The sequence below is a fragment of the Kineosporia sp. NBRC 101731 genome (assembly GCF_030269305.1).
Taxonomy (GTDB): Bacteria; Actinomycetota; Actinomycetes; order Actinomycetales; family Kineosporiaceae; genus Kineosporia.
Map to the genome: position 1 here is coordinate 60,699 of NZ_BSTC01000002.1, position 14,985 is coordinate 75,683.

Sequence of the window (14,985 nt, forward strand, 5' to 3'; positions counted from 1 at the left end):
TGAACCGGCTGGACTCGGCCAGGACCGGCAGGACAGGATGCGACATCCCGGGAGAAAACGTTCCGGGATGTCGAACTGTCCGGAGGAACGATGGAAGAGCAGGACGGCCTGGCCGCCTTGCTCCTGGAGCTGAAGGATCGCTCCGGTCTCAGCTACGGGGTGCTCGCCCGGCGTCTGCACCTGAGCACCTCGACCCTGCATCGCTACTGCAACGGCGAGACGGTGCCGCTGGAATACGCGCCCCTCGAACGGTTCGCGAAGCTCTGCAAGGTCACTCCGGACGAACTGACCGAGCTGCACCGCCGGTGGGTCGTGGCCGGCGAGCAGCGGGTACGGCGGGAACAGCAACCGGCGGTCGTCCGCGTGCCACCGGTTGAGGCAGCGCCGCTCCCGGAACCGGAACCGGAACGCGCACCGGAGGCCGGGCCTTCACCCGTCCGCCCCCGGTGGCGCCGGCACCCCGTGCTCCTCGCCGGCCTGGCGCTCGCCGTGCTGGTTCCGCTGACCGTCGCCTACCAGATGGGGGACGCGCACCAGCCCTGGGAATCACCTCTCCCCTCCCAGCCCACCCGACAGGAGGCGGTTGCCTCCGGAGGCGGGGCGTCGTCCTCAAGCAGTGCGGTTCCCGCACCCCTGACCGTGACCGTCACGCCGTACACCCTCTGCGGCCGGGACATCCTGGTGGACCGGCCACCGAACCAGGTGCCGCCCACCGTCGATCTCCAGGACACCCCGGCCTGGGTCAGCGCTCTCGACGGGATCACGACCCGCAACCACGAAATGTCGGTGATGGTGCAGGGCACCGACGACCGCACCGTGGTACTGGAGGCCCTGCACGTGCGCACCGTGTCCAGCCAGGCCCCGCCGACCACGGGCAACGTGTACGAACTGGGCACCGGATGCGGTGGCCCGGTCGACACGACAATCTTCGACGTGGACCTGGACCAGCCCCATCCCGACCCGAAATCACCGTCGAAGCACCACCTCCCGCTGAAGGTCAGCGAGAACGACCCGGAGGAGCTCCAGGTCGCGGCCCAGGCCCTGACCCACGACGTGAGCTGGTACCTGGAGCTCGACTGGTCGTCCGGCCGCCGGCACGGCACGCTGCGCATCGACGACCACGGAAAACCGTTCCGCACCACCGGCGCCGACGACCGGCCGCACTACTGGTTCGACTACGACAACCGGCAGTGGGCGCCGGAGCCGTGAACCCGCCGGGCGGCGACTCACACCCCTAGGGGTGAAGGAATCCCCGTGCCTCTAGGGAATCATGGGAAAGGTGCCCCTCTCCCCGTACCGCTCCCTCGCCGACCGGATCGCGGCACGCATCCTGGCGGGCCAGTACCCGCCCGGCCAACGCCTTCCCCGGCCGGGCGACCTCGAGCAGGAGGGACATCCGCCCGAGACCGTCCGCGAGGCCCTGCGCTGGCTCGTCGAGCAGGGCTGGGCAGAGATCGGGCCCCATGGCGGCTACTTCGTCACCGACAACGGCCCCAGCAGCGGCCTCGACTGGGACACCCTCCAGGCCGGCGTCGAGGCGCACCTGCGCCGAGCCACTCAGTAACCGCACTACTCAGTAACCGCACTACGCTGCCCGACGTGCCGCAGACACGTCTCGACACCGCCCGGATCCGGGCGGCCCGGCAGGTGATCGACCCGGTCTTCCTCGACACGCCGCTGTACCGCTGCGAGGCCCTGGCGGCCGAACTCGGGTGCGGGGTACGCATCAAACTCGAAACAGCCAATCCGGTGAGGAGCTTCAAAGGGCGCGGAACCGAATGGGTGACGAGCCGGCTGTCGGGTGCGGTCGTGTGTGCCAGCGCGGGGAACCTTGGTCAGGCCCTGGCCTGGTCCGGCCGCCGACGGGGACTGCCGGTCACCGTGGTGGCCTCGCACCTCGCCTCCACCTACAAGCTCGACCGGATCCGGGCCCTGGGCGCCACGCTCGAACTGGTCGACGGTGACTTCGAGGCGGCCCGCGAGCGGGCCGTGTCCATCGCCCGGAGGGACGGCATCCGGCTGCTCGAAGACAGCCTGGACGTCGAGACCTGCGAGGGCGCCGCCACCATCGGCCTCGAACTGGCCGACCGGGCCGCCGAGTTCGACACTGTTCTGCTCGCCCTGGGCGGTGGGGCTCTGGCCACCGGGGTGGGTCATGTGCTGAAGGACCTGGCGCCCGAGGTCGAGGTGATCTGCGTTCAGCCCCTGGGCGCTCCGGCGCTGACCCGCTCGTGGCACGAACGGCGCGTGGTCACCACCGACTCGACCGACACCATCGCCGACGGGGTCGCCGGGCGCTTCCCCATCCCCGACGTCCTGGATGATCTGCTCCTGGTGGCCGACGACGCCGTCCTGGTGCGGGAGTCGTCCATCATCGCCGCGATGCGGATGTTCCTCGAGCACGCCGGTCTGGTCGCCGAGCCCTCGGCCGCGCTCGGTGTCGCGGCGATCCTCGAAGACCGCGAGCGCTTCGCCGGGCGGCAGGTGGTGACGGTCGTGTGCGGTAGCAACGTGGACATGGACGCCTACCGCCGCTGGACGTCAGAAGGCCTCGTCGAACAGCGCCCGTAGTTCCGGGGACGTGACACCGCTGTAGCCGCACTGCCGCACCCGGCCGTCCTGCACCGCCACCAGGTAGGTCTGGCCGACCTCGAAAGATGTTCCGCCGAGCAGGACTTCCGTGGCGCCGCTGGTCTGGGCCACCTCGAGGACGTCGACCGGGTCACCCGTCCAGACCTGGGACACATCCATCGTGACGATACCGTCGCTGACGCTGCGCACCATGCCCTCGACCGCCAGATCGGCCGTCCGCAGCAGCTCGGCGGTGGGGGGTGCGCACTTGGCGGCCGCTCCGCTCATGTCCATCGTGACCCGTTCTGTCGAGGGGGGTGTCACCGGATCCTGGCCGGTGCCGGTCCCGAGACCGGCGAAGAGACCGGCGGCGGCCGCGGCCAACAGTGCGGCGGCGGCGATCGGCCGGGCCTTGCGGTCCCAGAAACTCCGGCTCGGTCGGGCGTCCATGCTCTGCCTCACTGTCTGTCCCACTGCCTGTCTCACAAGGTGGGAAACGTCATCATCGGGGAGCGGCGCGAGAGCGGCCGCCGGGTCGGCGTCACGTAGCTGGGCCCTCAGCTGCGCCCAGGGGTCGTCGGTCACCGCTGTCCCCTTCCCTTCGCTTCGTCCGCACCCGTTCGCTGAAGCTCCACCCGCAGCCGTTCGCGCGCCCGGTGCAGCCGGATGGTGGCCGCATTGGCCGAGATGCCCAGCACCTGGGCGATCTGGGCCGGGGTCAGCTCTTCCCAGGCCCACAGCCGCAGCAGTTCGGCATCCGGTGGACGCAGCCGGGCCAGCACGGCGGTCAGATCAGGGGACGATTCGGTCGCCCCGGCCGTCCCGGTCACGTCGGCCGTCCCGGTCACGTCGGCCGGGCGGTCGATCGTCGCGATCCGGGCCACCAGCCGGTCTTGCCGCCGCCGGGTGCGCTCGGCGTTGGCCAGGCAGTTACGGGCCACCCCGTAGGTCCAGGGCAGTGGCTCACCGGGCACCTCGTCGAGCCGGCGCCAGAGGGTCAGCAGGGTCTCGGCCAGCACGTCGTCGGCCGTCGCGGGGTCGGTGCGCCGTACCAGGAACCGGCGCAACGGCTCGATCAGCCCGGGCGCCAGGCTCTCAAAACGCGCCGATCGAGACAGCCGCTCGTCAGGCATCACGTCCTCCACGCCCCCACATGTCCGGCCGGGCCGGGATCCTTTCAGGTCCCGAAGGCCTCTTCGTCACTGTTCTTCAGCGATGTGTCGTCGGCCGTGGCGATCAGCGAGCACCGGACACCGGCGTGGCGCCTGGCTTCCTCCTGGGCGGTAACCCTGATGATGATCAACGTTCGCCCACTCATGTCCGCCGGGACCGACCGTCTTTCACCGGCGTCCCAAATTTTCTTCTGTCAGCTCTGTGGGGGGCATCAGGTATGGACCGTGAGGACACCGGTGAGCACGCGTGCCTGCGCCGGGCCCGCCTGGTCGAGCGGATCGGGTCCGAGTTGCTGCGTACCGCCGCCACCGACGCCTCGCGGATCCGGCTCGCCGGCTGGGAGACCACACGCGACCTGGTCGAGATGACCCCGGGCCTGCGGGCGGTGCGCCTGGCGAAGACCGCCGACGGCTTCGGTCTGGGCCCGTGGCTGGGAGAGTTCCCGCAGAACCCGCCCGCGGTCACCACACCTCCCGACGCGGGGGCCGACGTTCCCGCCGTTCACGACGTGCTGAACGCGGCCGCCGGCGAACCCTGTGACTGGACGATGATCACGTACGAGTCCGTGGCCCCCGAGGTCACACTGGCGCTGGGCGCCCCGGGTCGGCTCGACCCCGAAGTGCTGGTGACGGCCCGCAGCATCCTGAACCACGTGATGCTCGCGTACCGCAACAGCCGACTGCACGAGGAACTGCGCGAGAGCGTGCGCACCGACGCCCTGACCCGGCTGGCCACCCGCTGGGTGTTCACCGAGGTTCTCGCCACGATCCTGGAAGTGCCAAGCCCCGGGCACCTCTCGTTGCTCCTCATCGACATTGACGACTTCGTCGCGGTGAACGAGGCGTACGGCCACGCCGGGGGCGACGACCTGCTGGTCAGCGTGGCCGAGATGCTGCGCCGGGTGGTGCCGGACAACGACATCATCGCCCGCATGGGGGCCGACGAGTTCGCGGTGCTGCTGCCCGGCATCGACCTGACCTCGGCCGAGAAGTTCGCCCGGCAGATCGTTTCTGCCTTCTCGACCCTGCTGGTCGACGGGGCGGGCACGCAGTCGGTCAGCGCCGGGATCGGCGTGGTCGCGATCGCGCCCGACGCCGACGTGCAGACCGTACTCGTGCGGGCCGGCGTCGCCCTCAACGCGGCCAAGGCACGCGGTAAGGGACAGGTCGAATCATGGCGACCCGCCCTGCAACACGAACCTTCGGCTGCCAGATCTCGCCTCTAGATCCCGCTATGGATACCGACTGTCTCAGTCCGGAGCGCCGCTGACCAGGGTTCCCAGGTCGGCGCCGGCACAGATGTCACGCATGACGCCCTGGGCCGCGACATCGAACACATGCATGACCAGGTTCTGTTCGCTCGCCAGGACCATGGCGCTGGTATCCATTACCCCGAGTCCGGCCTGGAGTACGTCTTCGTACGTGAGACGGCTGTACCGCGTGGCGTCGGGATGGAGTTTCGGGTCGCTGTCGTAGATTCCGTCGATCCCGTGCTTGGCCACCAGCAGCGCATCCACCTCCAGTTCGAGGGAACGCTGCACCGCGGGGTAGTCCGTGGTCACGTAGGGCTGGCCGATACCGCCGCCGAGCACGACGATGGATCCGTTCTCGAGGTGCCGCTGGGCCCGTAGCCGGATGAACGGTTCGGCGACACTGTGGATCGGAACCGCTGTCATCACGCGGACATCGGCCTGCGTCCGGGCGGTCAGGGCACCGCGCAGCATCAGCGCGTTCATCATGGTTCCGAGCATGCCGATGTTGTCGGCCTCGGCCCGGCCGATACCCCAGCCATCGGCCATACGCCCCCGGAAGAAGTTGCCGCCACCCACGACAACAGCGATCTGTACACCGAGTTCATGGATGGAGAGCACTTCGTCCGCAAGGTGCGCCAGGCTGGTGGGATCCACCCCGGTCCCGCCGGAGCCGGCGAGCGCCTCCCCGCTGAGCTTGACGAGAACTCGCTGATACCGGGCCATGAGATGACGTCCTCCCCGGCCACCGAGGTGGCGACCAGAGGGACCCTACTACAGGGCAACATGCACTATTCCGTCGGACCACAGAATGCTGACGGGGACAGTTTGCATGATCACCGAAGGTTTTTTTGGGGGGACGCCGGCCGGGAGTACGTGGGGCTGCGCGTCTACGCCGGGGAGTGACGTGTGTACGACGATCGGGTGAACGGATGTTTGGAGGAATTCCCAGGTCAGGCATGGTGTGACACCGATCTGACGAGAAAGCCTGGTGCCATGAGCCTGACCACCCCCACCCGTCGCCGGAACGACCCGGTCCTCGGAGTCGTCGTGGTGGCGATCATCGCGGCCGCCCTGTGGGCCTACCTCGCCGTCGGGCCGGTGCGGGACAAGTCGGCGGAGTATCACTGGCTGGCCGTGCACGGGGTGCGGGAGAACGTCACGGTGGCCCAGCTCGGACGGCAGGAGGCCGACGGCGCCGCGCTCAGGGCCATCGTCGAGACCGAGAGCGGGGTGGACGCCTTCATCGACCTGGAGGGCAGCAGCTAGAAGGTGACGGCGGAGGGGGACACGGTCCCCGTCGTGCTCGACCAGCGGCTCGCCCCCTCGGTGGGCAGCGGGGTGGCCGCCGACCTGCTCGACCATTCGTTCACCGGCGACTACGCCCAGAAGCTCGCGCCGCCCGCGGGACTGGCCGTGATCGCCCTGCTCGCCCTCGCCGTGATCAGGCGCCGTCGGTCATCCCGCCGCTGAACCGCAGCCGGCCCGACCAGAAGCAGTTCTTGCCCTCTTCGCCCGGCCGGTACCAGGCCAGCCGGAAACGACTTCCGGCCGCCAGTCCCGACGCGATCACCCGGGTCTGCCCCGTCTGCCCCGTCTGGCCCGTCTGGCCCGTCTGGCCCGTCTGGCCCCTCTGATCGAGCTCCGGGAAACAGGCCGGCCGGCCGACCTCCACGGAACCGTCCTCGACATCCTTCAGCAGACTCAGGCAGACGCCGCCGTCGCCTACGGCGTCGAGGGTCACGGCCACGGACGTGTTCTGCATCGCCGTCGCCACGTGCCCACCCACGGTCTGCGGCCCGCGCCTGGCACCCGGCAGCGTGCCCCGCTGCGTCGAGCCCTCGACCGGATGGACCCGCTCCACCGGCACGGCCGGCAGACGCCCCGCCGGGCGGCGCTCGCCGGTATGGGCGGCGATCAGGAGCGTCGTCGCGCTGAGCCCGAACGCGGTCAGCGTGACGGCCGCATACTGCCAGCGCACGGGAACAGCCGGCCAGCGGGTCGCCGGGCGGCGCGGCGGGTACCAGAACTCCTCGTCCGCGGTGCCGCCCGGATCGACAGGCCTGTTGCTACGGCCCATGTCTTCAGTCCCCCGTGATGTTTCGTCGGCGATCCCCTGCGACGTAGTGCAGCACACCCCGCTGCCGGCTACTGACCGGAAGGCCCGGAAGGACACGACCGGCGTGGCGGTGGCCCGGAGTTCCCACTGCTCACCAGCACACGGTGCGGCACGGCCCGGCCCCGCTGTCGTCACCGATGGGTGCAGCTTGCGTGCCGCTGGACAACAGCGTCGCTCCGATGACGAAAGGGACGGTGGAGAAGCAAGTTTCTTCTGGGTAGAGAGCACGGTGCCGCGCTGTCCGAGGCGTCGGCCACGTGGTGTCGGCCGCTCCTCAGACCCGCAAGATCGAGGCCGGGCCCCGTGACGGTAACTTGGCGATCATGGTCTACGAGCTGACGACCCTGGACGGATCCCTGGCGAGCCTGAGAGCGCTGACCGAGGGCGCCCACGACTGGCTCCGCCACAGTTCCGGGGGCACCCTGCTGGGTAGCTGGCGCACCGAGGTCGGGGCGCTGGGGCGCATCGTGGTCCTGCGGGACTTCGAGACCCGTCACCAGCTGTCCGCAGAACGACGCCGGGCCCTGACCAGTCGTGATCCCTTCAACGGCGGCCCCGCTCTGCGGGCGCTGAGCATGGAGACCTACGAGGGGTTCCCCTTCCTCCCCCAGGCGCGCCCCCGCCAACTGGGGGGTCTGTACGAGGTGCGCACCTACGTCCTCAAACCGGGTGGCCTGACGCCGACCCTCGAGGCCTGGGAGAAGGCGGTCGAGCCCGCGAAGGACTACACCGACCACCTGGTGACGAACATGTTCGCCACCGACGGCCCCTCCCGCATCACGCACATCTGGGGCTTCGAGAGCATGCAGCAGCGGGCCGCGCTGCGCGAGCGGTACCAGGCCGCCGGACTGTGGCCCCCGAAGGGCGCGCCCGACCTGATCGCCACGGCGACATCGTCGATCATGCTCCCGAACCCGGGTTCGCCGCTGTCCTGACCGCGATCACTCGCCCCAGAAACAACTTTCAGCTTTCGACCAGAACCCATGGATGTAACCATCAGTAGGACATACCGTTTTCTGGTAGCCACCTGAACTGCCCACCCAGACCCGGCCGGGGCCGGACCAGCTCTCCCCGTCGCGATCCGGCCCCGGCCGGCTTCTCGCTGCGCGACAGGCCCAGGTGGGTGAACGACACCCCTCCGCTTGCGCCCGTCACGGATTGTCACTCAATCTGAACGGATGGCGAGTACTACCCACCTCATCGAACGCAAGGAGCAGTGGGGCACCGTGCTCTCCGGCTGCCCTCTCCAGGCCTCGGCCTGGCTGGCCGGGGCCCAGGGACCGGGCCTGCCGGGCGGCGAGAGCGCCGTGACGCACTTCCCCGTCACCGCGTCGATGCCGGGCACCATCACCGGATCGCGGGCACGGATAGGCCTGGATGTCGGCGGCTTCCTCATCGGCCGCACGCGGGCGCCGGCGAGCCGGTCGGTCACCGGCCTCCTCCCCGCGACGGTCGCCGGTGCGCCCGACGTCGAGGCGATCGGGGCCGCCTACGCCGGGATCACGGCCGATGACCTGGAGATCGGCTGGCCCTACCTGCCCAACCATCACGGCGGCATTCAGCTTTCACCGATCGGCGTGCACCTGGAGGGCCTGGAGGTGATCGCGGTGGGGCGCCCGGGCCGGCCCGTCCGGTTCGGCCTGACGGTGACACGCGGATTCGTGAGCATCGAAGGCGTGCCGTTCGCCGAGCTGCCGCACGTGATCCCCCCGAACTACGAGGTGCACGTGCCCATCGACCCGGCCCAGGGGATCGCGGCCCTCATCGTGTTCAACGAGCAGGTCACCACCGATGATGAGGGACGCCCCACCCAGGTCCCGGAGTCGGGTCACCCCTATCTCTTCGACCCCGAGGCCGGCAGCGGCTACGTCAACGCCGCGCACCTGATGCTGCCGGGAACCTCCGCGGTCGACATCACCGTCGGGCACGCCGCCGTACTCCAGTCGCCACCCCGGCCGTGATACACGTCTGGCCGGACGGCAGCATCGGGCGAGTCGGCCGTCGCCGAGGACCGGTCCTTCTGGCTAAAATGACGTTGTGCGACAGCGGATCGCTGAAAGTTACCGGAGGGTGAAAGCGTAGCGGCGATCCTCCGGAATCGGTCAAAAGTAATCTCTCACACGCCTTATGATCGCGGCATGCTGAAGACCCGCGCTGCCGCGCTGATCTCTGCCGTCCTGATGACGACACTGGCAGCGTGTAACGGGTCAGCCCCGGCATCACCGGCCGCGAGTTCCGCACCCGCCACATCGGCGCAGGCCAGCAAGCCGAACATCGTGTTCGTGCTGACCGACGACCTGTCGATGAACCTGGTGCCGTACATGTCCGAGGTCGGGAAGATGCAGACCGAAGGCGTGACGTTCGACCAGTACATCGTGGCGAACTCGCTGTGCTGCCCCTCGCGCGCCAACATTTTCACCGGTCGCTACCCCCACAACACCGGCATCAAGACAAACACCGCGAATACGGGCGGTGGCTATCAGGTGTTCAAAAGCCTCGGCCTGGATCAGGACACGTTCGCGACCGACCTTCAGGACGCCGGGTACCGCACGGCGATGATGGGCAAGTACATGAACGAGTACCAGCCCGGCAGCCCGAAGAAGCCGACGACGGACAACCCGGCCGGCTGGGACGAGTGGGCGCTCGCGGCGAGCGGTTACGCCGGGTTCAACTACAACCTGAACATCAACGGCCAGGTCCGGCACTACGGCAGGAACGACACGGACTACCTGACCGACGTGCTGACGGGCCTCGGGCAGGACTTCATCCAGCGGTCGGCGGACGAGGGCGAGCCGTTCCTGCTGGAGCTCTCCACCTTCACGCCGCACAAGCCGTACATCCCCGCGCCCCGTCACGCCGATACCTACCCGGGCCTGAAGGCGCCGCGCACGGCGGGCTCGTACGACGAGAAGAACACGGACGCGCCGCGGTGGCTGGCCTCGCAGGAGCTGACCCCGTCGCGGAAGGCGAAGATGGACCAGCAGTTCCGTCAGCGGGTGCAAGCGGTGCAGTCGATCAACGACATGATCCGCACGGTGCGGGCCCAGCTCGAGAAGAGCGGCGTCGCCGACAACACCTACATCGTGTTCAGCGCCGACAACGGCTATCACATGGGTGAGCACTCGCTGATCAGCGGCAAGATGACGGCCTTCGACACCGACGTGAACGTGCCGATGATCGTGGTCGGCCCGGACGTTCCGGCCGGCAGCACCGTCAGCGCCCCGGCGTCCACCGTCGACCTGCGCTCGACCTTCGGCGAGATCGCGGGCGCGACGGTGCCGACCACGGTCGACGGCCAGAGCCTGGTGCCGCTGTGGGAGGGCGGGGCCACCGACCGGCTCTACTCGCTGATCGAGCACACCGGCATGGAGCTCGACACGATGGACCCGGACAACGGCATCTTCCGCAGCCCGATCCCGCCGAACTACACGGCCCTGCGCAGCCGGAAATGGCTCTACGTCGAGTACGACAACGGCGACCGGGAGTACTACGACCTGACCGACGACCCGCTCCAGATGCACAACGTCTATCGGGACGTGTCGAAGAAGAGCCGCGCCGAACTGCACCGCAAGGTCATCCGGGCCAAGAGGTGCAGCGGCCAGACCTCCTGCGCCACAGCCCTGACCCCCACCCCCTGATGGCCTGACTACTGCTCGGTCAGCCTCTGGTCCGGCGACGGGGACTGGCGGTGCTCACGCCGGGCTTTCATCGCCTGCGTGTAGATGAGCCAGAAGACGAAGAAGAAGAGCCCCATGACGACCAGGGCGAGGATGCCCAGGGCCAGGAGCAGGAAGAGCGCGATCAAACTCACCGGATGCCGCCTGTCTGTAGATCATGACCGTATGCGGTCGCTCCAGTGTGACGTGGTGGAGGCCTCCCGCGTTGCAGCCGCCTCGCCCTTCCGACGAGCCAAAAGATCATCTCTGACCTATTCTCGGATGATATGAGGTTGCTGTGGATACGACGGCTGGCCCCGGTCGTCGCCGTGCTCGCGCTGGCCGGGTGCGGCGCGGGCGATCCGGGCTCCGGGCCGGAGGAATCCCCGGCCACGAGCGAGCTGGAACAGGATCTGAACGGCGCGGTGGTCTCGATCGAGAACTACTGGACGACGTTCCTCGCCTCGCAGGGTGAGCAGTTCCAGCCGGTCGAGGCGGTGCTCCCCTACGCCGGGCCGGACGACGGCACCTGCGGCGGTGAGCCCTTCGTGCAGAACAACGCCTTCTTCTGCCCGAGCGAGAACTTCATCGCCTACGACGCGAACTTCATCAAGCAGCAGTACGAATCGATCGGCGACGCATTCGTCTTCTACGTGATCGGCCACGAGTACGCCCACGCGGTGCAGGATTCGCTGGGCATCTCGCACCGCCTGACCATCGAGCACGAGCTCCAGGCCGATTGCCTGGCCGGGGCCTACCTCGGCGACTCGGTGCGGGGCAACGACCTCACACTGGAAGACGGAGACCTGGACGAGCTGCTGAACTCGCTGCAGTCGGTCGGCGATCAGCCCGGCATCCCCTGGTTCGCCGAGGGTGCGCACGGCACGGGACGCCAGCGCACCGAAGCGTTCACCACCGGCAGCGCCGGCACCGCCGACGGGTCGTCCTCGGTGGGCAACTGTTTCTGAAGCCCTCAAACCCTTTCGTGATCATGCAAAGTGTCCCCGGGGACACCTTGCATGATCACGGCAGAGGTGGGTTACTGCTCCAGGCAGAACTCGTCGATCGGGTAGCCGACGTGCCGGGAGGCGGTGGGCAGGTAGCCCCAGACCCGATCGCCGGGCGTCAGTTCGGTGCTGTTCAGCACGGCGTCACCCGGGCCGAGAACCCGCACGTGCCAGTCGTCTTGAAGAATCAGGTTGACCCGGGTGCCGTCGTGGGCCTGCGCCGTGACCGAGAGTAGGGGCCGGGTCTCGATCTTCACCCGGCCGACCGTGACCGCACGGGTCTGACCCTTGGTGTCGACAGCGAGAACCTGACTGCCCGAACGCAGTTCGCTGAGGTAGTTGGTGCGCTCGTTGACCGACAGCGTGTACGAGTGGATCGCCCCGGCGTTGACCCGGAACGGGCGGGTCGGCATGTACGGCAGCGGATGGGTCTCGCTGACACAGAGAATCATGCCGGTGGAGTGCGACCCGACGAGAATGCCCTCGTCCTGCCGGAAGTGCGTGCAGGTGTCCACGCAGGCGCGCTCGCCCATGCCGACGTGCGCCACCTCCGTGACCACCAGCTCCACCAGTTCCAGCTCGGGCGTGACCGTCTGCGCCGCCTCGGCCAGTCGCGCGGCGTCGCCCACCACCTGCGGCGTGAGCAGCACACCGTCGGAACCGCGCTCCAGCACGCCGAAGACGATGCCCGCCTCCTCCACGTCGGCGACCTCGGTGATGATGCTGCCCTGGGCCCGGTCGGCCGCGGCGAGCACGATCTCCAGCGGGATCTTGGTGGGGTCGCGGAACCTCAGCAGGCTCCACTTCTGCGTGGCGGCGGCGCGGCAGGCCTTCTCCAGCGAGGGCGCGTCGACGATCTCGACGAACGGCCCCACCTCCACGTCGGGGTACTTCAGGGCCAGTACCGCCGGGTCGCCGTGCCGGGCCGGATCGGCGATCATCACGTCGACACCGGGCAGTTCGTCGGGCAGTTCGCTGCCCTCACGCAGGAACAGCACCCGGGTGACGCTCGGCGGAACGCTCTCCAGCGTGCTCAGATCATCGGTGAGAATGCCGTCGATACCGTGGTGCAGGGCCTCTTCGACGATCGCGGCCCGCGACCCGTTGCTTGTGGTGACGTCCAGCCAGCAGAGCTTCATCTACGTTCTCCTTGGGTGGGGAGGCGCTACGGGTTCAGCTGCAGAAGGTTCAGCTGCAGGAAGTTCAGCTGCAGGTGTCAGTGAGCGACGATCTCGACCGGGCGCACGGGCTTGCGCGCGTTCGAGACCCCGGGTGCACGGTGCACGACCCGGACCACCGAGCGGGTGACCGCCGCCGGTTCACCGGACTGAAAGATGCTGCGGCCCATGGCGACCCCGGCCGCACCGGTACTCATCACCGCCTCCACGTGGGAGATCAGGTCGGACGTGTCGGCAATGCGTACACCGCCCGCCGTGAGCAGCGGGATCGGACAGGTCTCCACCACGTCACGCATGGCGGCCACGTCACCGCAGTACGGCGTCTTCACCAGATCGGCCCCGAGCTCGGCGGCGAGCAGGGCCGCGTGGGCGATGAGCTCGGGCGACCTCGGGTCACTGACGCGGGGGCCACGCGGGTACACCATGGCCAGCAACGGGAGGTTCCAGCGGTCACAGGCCTCGGCCACCGCCGCCAGGTCGGCCACCTGCCGACGCTCGTCCAGCGAGCCGAGATTCACATGCACGCTCACCGCATCGGCACCGGCCCGCAGCGCCTCCTCCACGGTCGCGACCAGGTATTTGGCATCTGGATCGGGGGCCTGGGCGGTGCTCGCACTGAGGTGCACGATGAGGCTCAGGTCGGCGAACCGGTGCGGTTCGACACGACGTAGCGCTCCTTTGTGCAGCACGACGGCATCGGCCCCGCCCTCGGCCACCGCGGCGACCAGGTCGTCGAGGGCGGAGCCGGGCATGATCGGGCCGTCGCTGATCGGATGGTCGAGCGGCACGACGACGAATCGGTCGTCGCCGGAACGGGAGAGTCTGCGTAACCGCAGCCCTCTCGCGAACCCAGTGGTGGACATGGACGATCCCCTCAGTCGGAAGGAGCTGTCGCGGAGATCGGCACGATCAGGGCGCAGGCCGGGCTCAGGGCCTCGGCTCGTGTCGGTCCCCCGCCCCGCGGTGCGCTGAACCGCAGCGGCCCGGCCACCATAAACCGCCTGCACCACGCCCGTAGGGCGTATCGGCGGATTTCGTCGACCTCGCGGTGAACCAGTGCAGCAACGGTTTTCACTGAGAACCGGACTGCACCAGGTGCACCGGGGGCGTCATCGTTGTCGGCACTGCCCCCAGGCTGAACGCGCGATCCCGCGGGGTTGACGCGACCTGGCACCCGCCCACCCCTGCGTGATCACGAACGGGACTGGGGAGCGTCGAGCATTCCCAGCAGGGACAGCGCTTCGGCCGAACGAGAACCGGGTTCGACGTGGTAGACCACCATGGTCTGGTCCTCGGCCCCGGTCACCGCGAACTTCTCGTACTCCAGCTCGATCGGTCCGACCTGGGGGTGCTCGATGCGGTAGAGGCCGCTGCCCGGGTGGGGACGCACCTCGTGCCGGGCCCAGATCCGGCGGAATACCTCGCTCTTCACCGACAGCTCACCGACCAGCTCGATCAGGCGCGGATCGTCGACGTCGGCCCCCACCGCCCCCCGCAGCATCGCGATCATCCGGGCCACGTCGTCTTCCCGCACATCGCGCAGGCGGGGGTCGAGCAGGACCGCGCGCAGCATGTTCACGCCGGGCACGAAGACCGGCGCGACCAGGGTCGCCAGCCGGTTGGCGGCCAGCACGTCGAGGTAGCGGCCCTCGATGTAGGCGGGCTGGGGCCACGACTCGATCAGGCGGACGATGCCCGGACGCACGCGTTCAGTGGGGCGGTTCGGCCGCCGGTTCAGTCGTCGGCGAGGGACGGCCGGGTCGGCGAGGCCGTGCAGGTGTGCGGTGGCCTCGGGGTCGAGGTGCAGTGCGCGGGCCACGGCATCGAGCACCTGGGCCGACGGGCGCCGGTCACGGCCCTGTTCCAGCCGCGTGTAGTACTCGGTGCTGATACCGGCGAGCATCGCCAGTTCGTCGCGCCTCAGGCCCGGCACCCGGCGGTGACCGTTCACGGCGATACCGGCGTCGTGCGGGCTGATCTGCTCCCTGCGCGCCCGCAGGAACTCGCCGATCAGGTTGGTGGCCATACCTTC

Annotated in this window: 18 protein-coding genes; 10 read left to right on the forward strand and 8 right to left on the reverse strand. The window is 69.0% G+C overall.

The genetic code is table 11. The annotated features are described in order from the left end of the window. Positions 1-90 precede the first annotated feature (90 nt). The 3 genes from QSK05_RS07425 to QSK05_RS07435 all read left to right on the forward strand — a co-directional run bounded on the left by QSK05_RS07425 (position 91) and on the right by QSK05_RS07435 (position 2,571). Complete coding sequence (locus QSK05_RS07425) at positions 91-1,209, forward strand: helix-turn-helix domain-containing protein (RefSeq protein ID WP_285595313.1); 1,119 nt, start codon at positions 91-93, stop codon at positions 1,207-1,209. Between the two features lie 70 nt (positions 1,210-1,279). Further along, positions 1,280-1,564: a winged helix-turn-helix domain-containing protein gene (locus QSK05_RS07430; RefSeq protein WP_285595314.1), complete on the forward strand. Its 285-nt coding sequence runs from the start codon at positions 1,280-1,282 to the stop codon at positions 1,562-1,564. A gap of 35 nt (positions 1,565-1,599) precedes the next feature. Beyond that, on the forward strand, positions 1,600-2,571 hold the full coding sequence (locus tag QSK05_RS07435; protein WP_285595315.1) for a threonine ammonia-lyase: 972 nt from the start codon (positions 1,600-1,602) through the stop codon (positions 2,569-2,571). Here the strand turns inward: QSK05_RS07435 and QSK05_RS07440 are convergent. Both QSK05_RS07440 and QSK05_RS07445 read right to left on the reverse strand, forming a co-directional pair. Further along, positions 2,542-3,021 carry a hypothetical protein gene (locus tag QSK05_RS07440; RefSeq protein WP_285595317.1) on the reverse strand — a complete coding sequence of 160 codons (480 nt, stop codon included), beginning with the start codon at positions 3,019-3,021 and terminating at the stop codon, positions 2,542-2,544. The two genes, QSK05_RS07435 and QSK05_RS07440, sit on opposite strands and share 30 nt — an antisense overlap. Positions 3,022-3,152: 131 nt before the next feature. Further along, a complete protein-coding gene (locus QSK05_RS07445; protein ID WP_285595319.1) occupies positions 3,153-3,704 on the reverse strand; it encodes an RNA polymerase sigma factor in 552 nt (183 codons plus the stop codon). A 257-nt stretch (positions 3,705-3,961) separates the two neighbouring features. Between QSK05_RS07445 and QSK05_RS07450 the strand changes: the two genes are divergently transcribed. Beyond that, complete coding sequence (locus tag QSK05_RS07450) at positions 3,962-4,969, forward strand: GGDEF domain-containing protein (protein WP_285595321.1); 1,008 nt, start codon at positions 3,962-3,964, stop codon at positions 4,967-4,969. Between the two features lie 24 nt (positions 4,970-4,993). Here the strand turns inward: QSK05_RS07450 and pyrH are convergent, their stop codons facing one another. Further along, the gene (gene pyrH, locus QSK05_RS07455) at positions 4,994-5,719 is read right to left on the reverse strand and encodes a UMP kinase (RefSeq protein ID WP_285595322.1); all 726 of its coding nucleotides are present in this window, start codon (positions 5,717-5,719) and stop codon (positions 4,994-4,996) included. 270 nt (positions 5,720-5,989) lie between these two features. Here pyrH and QSK05_RS07460 point away from each other — a divergent pair, with 270 nt between their 5' ends. Both QSK05_RS07460 and QSK05_RS07465 read left to right on the forward strand, forming a co-directional pair. Continuing rightward, complete coding sequence (locus tag QSK05_RS07460) at positions 5,990-6,262, forward strand: hypothetical protein (RefSeq protein WP_285595325.1); 273 nt, start codon at positions 5,990-5,992, stop codon at positions 6,260-6,262. Between the two features lie 3 nt (positions 6,263-6,265). Continuing rightward, a complete protein-coding gene (locus QSK05_RS07465) occupies positions 6,266-6,466 on the forward strand; it encodes a hypothetical protein (RefSeq protein WP_285595327.1) in 201 nt (66 codons plus the stop codon). Here the strand turns inward: QSK05_RS07465 and QSK05_RS07470 are convergent. Continuing rightward, the gene (locus QSK05_RS07470) at positions 6,438-7,073 is read right to left on the reverse strand and encodes a hypothetical protein (RefSeq protein WP_285595329.1); all 636 of its coding nucleotides are present in this window, start codon (positions 7,071-7,073) and stop codon (positions 6,438-6,440) included. The two genes, QSK05_RS07465 and QSK05_RS07470, sit on opposite strands and share 29 nt — an antisense overlap. A 299-nt stretch (positions 7,074-7,372) precedes the next feature. Between QSK05_RS07470 and QSK05_RS07475 the strand changes: the two genes are divergently transcribed. The 3 genes from QSK05_RS07475 to QSK05_RS07485 all read left to right on the forward strand — a co-directional run bounded on the left by QSK05_RS07475 (position 7,373) and on the right by QSK05_RS07485 (position 10,750). Next, positions 7,373-8,047 carry an NIPSNAP family protein gene (locus tag QSK05_RS07475; RefSeq protein ID WP_285595331.1) on the forward strand — a complete coding sequence of 225 codons (675 nt, stop codon included), beginning with the start codon at positions 7,373-7,375 and terminating at the stop codon, positions 8,045-8,047. Positions 8,048-8,290: 243 nt separating this feature from the next. Beyond that, positions 8,291-9,073: a hypothetical protein gene (locus tag QSK05_RS07480; protein ID WP_285595333.1), complete on the forward strand. Its 783-nt coding sequence runs from the start codon at positions 8,291-8,293 to the stop codon at positions 9,071-9,073. A gap of 177 nt (positions 9,074-9,250) precedes the next feature. Then, the gene (locus QSK05_RS07485) at positions 9,251-10,750 is read left to right on the forward strand and encodes a sulfatase family protein (RefSeq protein WP_285595334.1); all 1,500 of its coding nucleotides are present in this window, start codon (positions 9,251-9,253) and stop codon (positions 10,748-10,750) included. An 8-nt stretch (positions 10,751-10,758) separates the two neighbouring features. Here QSK05_RS07485 and QSK05_RS07490 read toward each other — a convergent pair whose 3' ends face one another. Then, complete coding sequence (locus tag QSK05_RS07490; protein WP_285595338.1) at positions 10,759-10,923, reverse strand: hypothetical protein; 165 nt, start codon at positions 10,921-10,923, stop codon at positions 10,759-10,761. A 132-nt stretch (positions 10,924-11,055) separates the two neighbouring features. Between QSK05_RS07490 and QSK05_RS07495 the strand changes: the two genes are divergently transcribed. Continuing rightward, positions 11,056-11,736, forward strand: a complete 681-nt coding sequence (locus tag QSK05_RS07495; RefSeq protein ID WP_285595340.1) for a neutral zinc metallopeptidase — start codon at positions 11,056-11,058, stop codon at positions 11,734-11,736. Between the two features lie 71 nt (positions 11,737-11,807). Here QSK05_RS07495 and QSK05_RS07500 read toward each other — a convergent pair whose 3' ends face one another. The 3 genes from QSK05_RS07500 to QSK05_RS07510 form a co-directional block, all read right to left on the reverse strand. Then, positions 11,808-12,914, reverse strand: coding sequence for a 3-dehydroquinate synthase II (locus QSK05_RS07500; protein ID WP_285595341.1), 1,107 nt, complete (start codon positions 12,912-12,914; stop codon positions 11,808-11,810). A 77-nt stretch (positions 12,915-12,991) separates the two neighbouring features. Next, on the reverse strand, positions 12,992-13,816 hold the full coding sequence (locus tag QSK05_RS07505) for a 2-amino-3,7-dideoxy-D-threo-hept-6-ulosonate synthase (protein WP_285595343.1): 825 nt from the start codon (positions 13,814-13,816) through the stop codon (positions 12,992-12,994). Positions 13,817-14,145: 329 nt separating this feature from the next. Beyond that, positions 14,146-14,979, reverse strand: a complete 834-nt coding sequence (locus tag QSK05_RS07510) for a helix-turn-helix domain-containing protein (protein WP_285595345.1) — start codon at positions 14,977-14,979, stop codon at positions 14,146-14,148. Between the last annotated feature and the right edge of the window lie 6 nt (positions 14,980-14,985).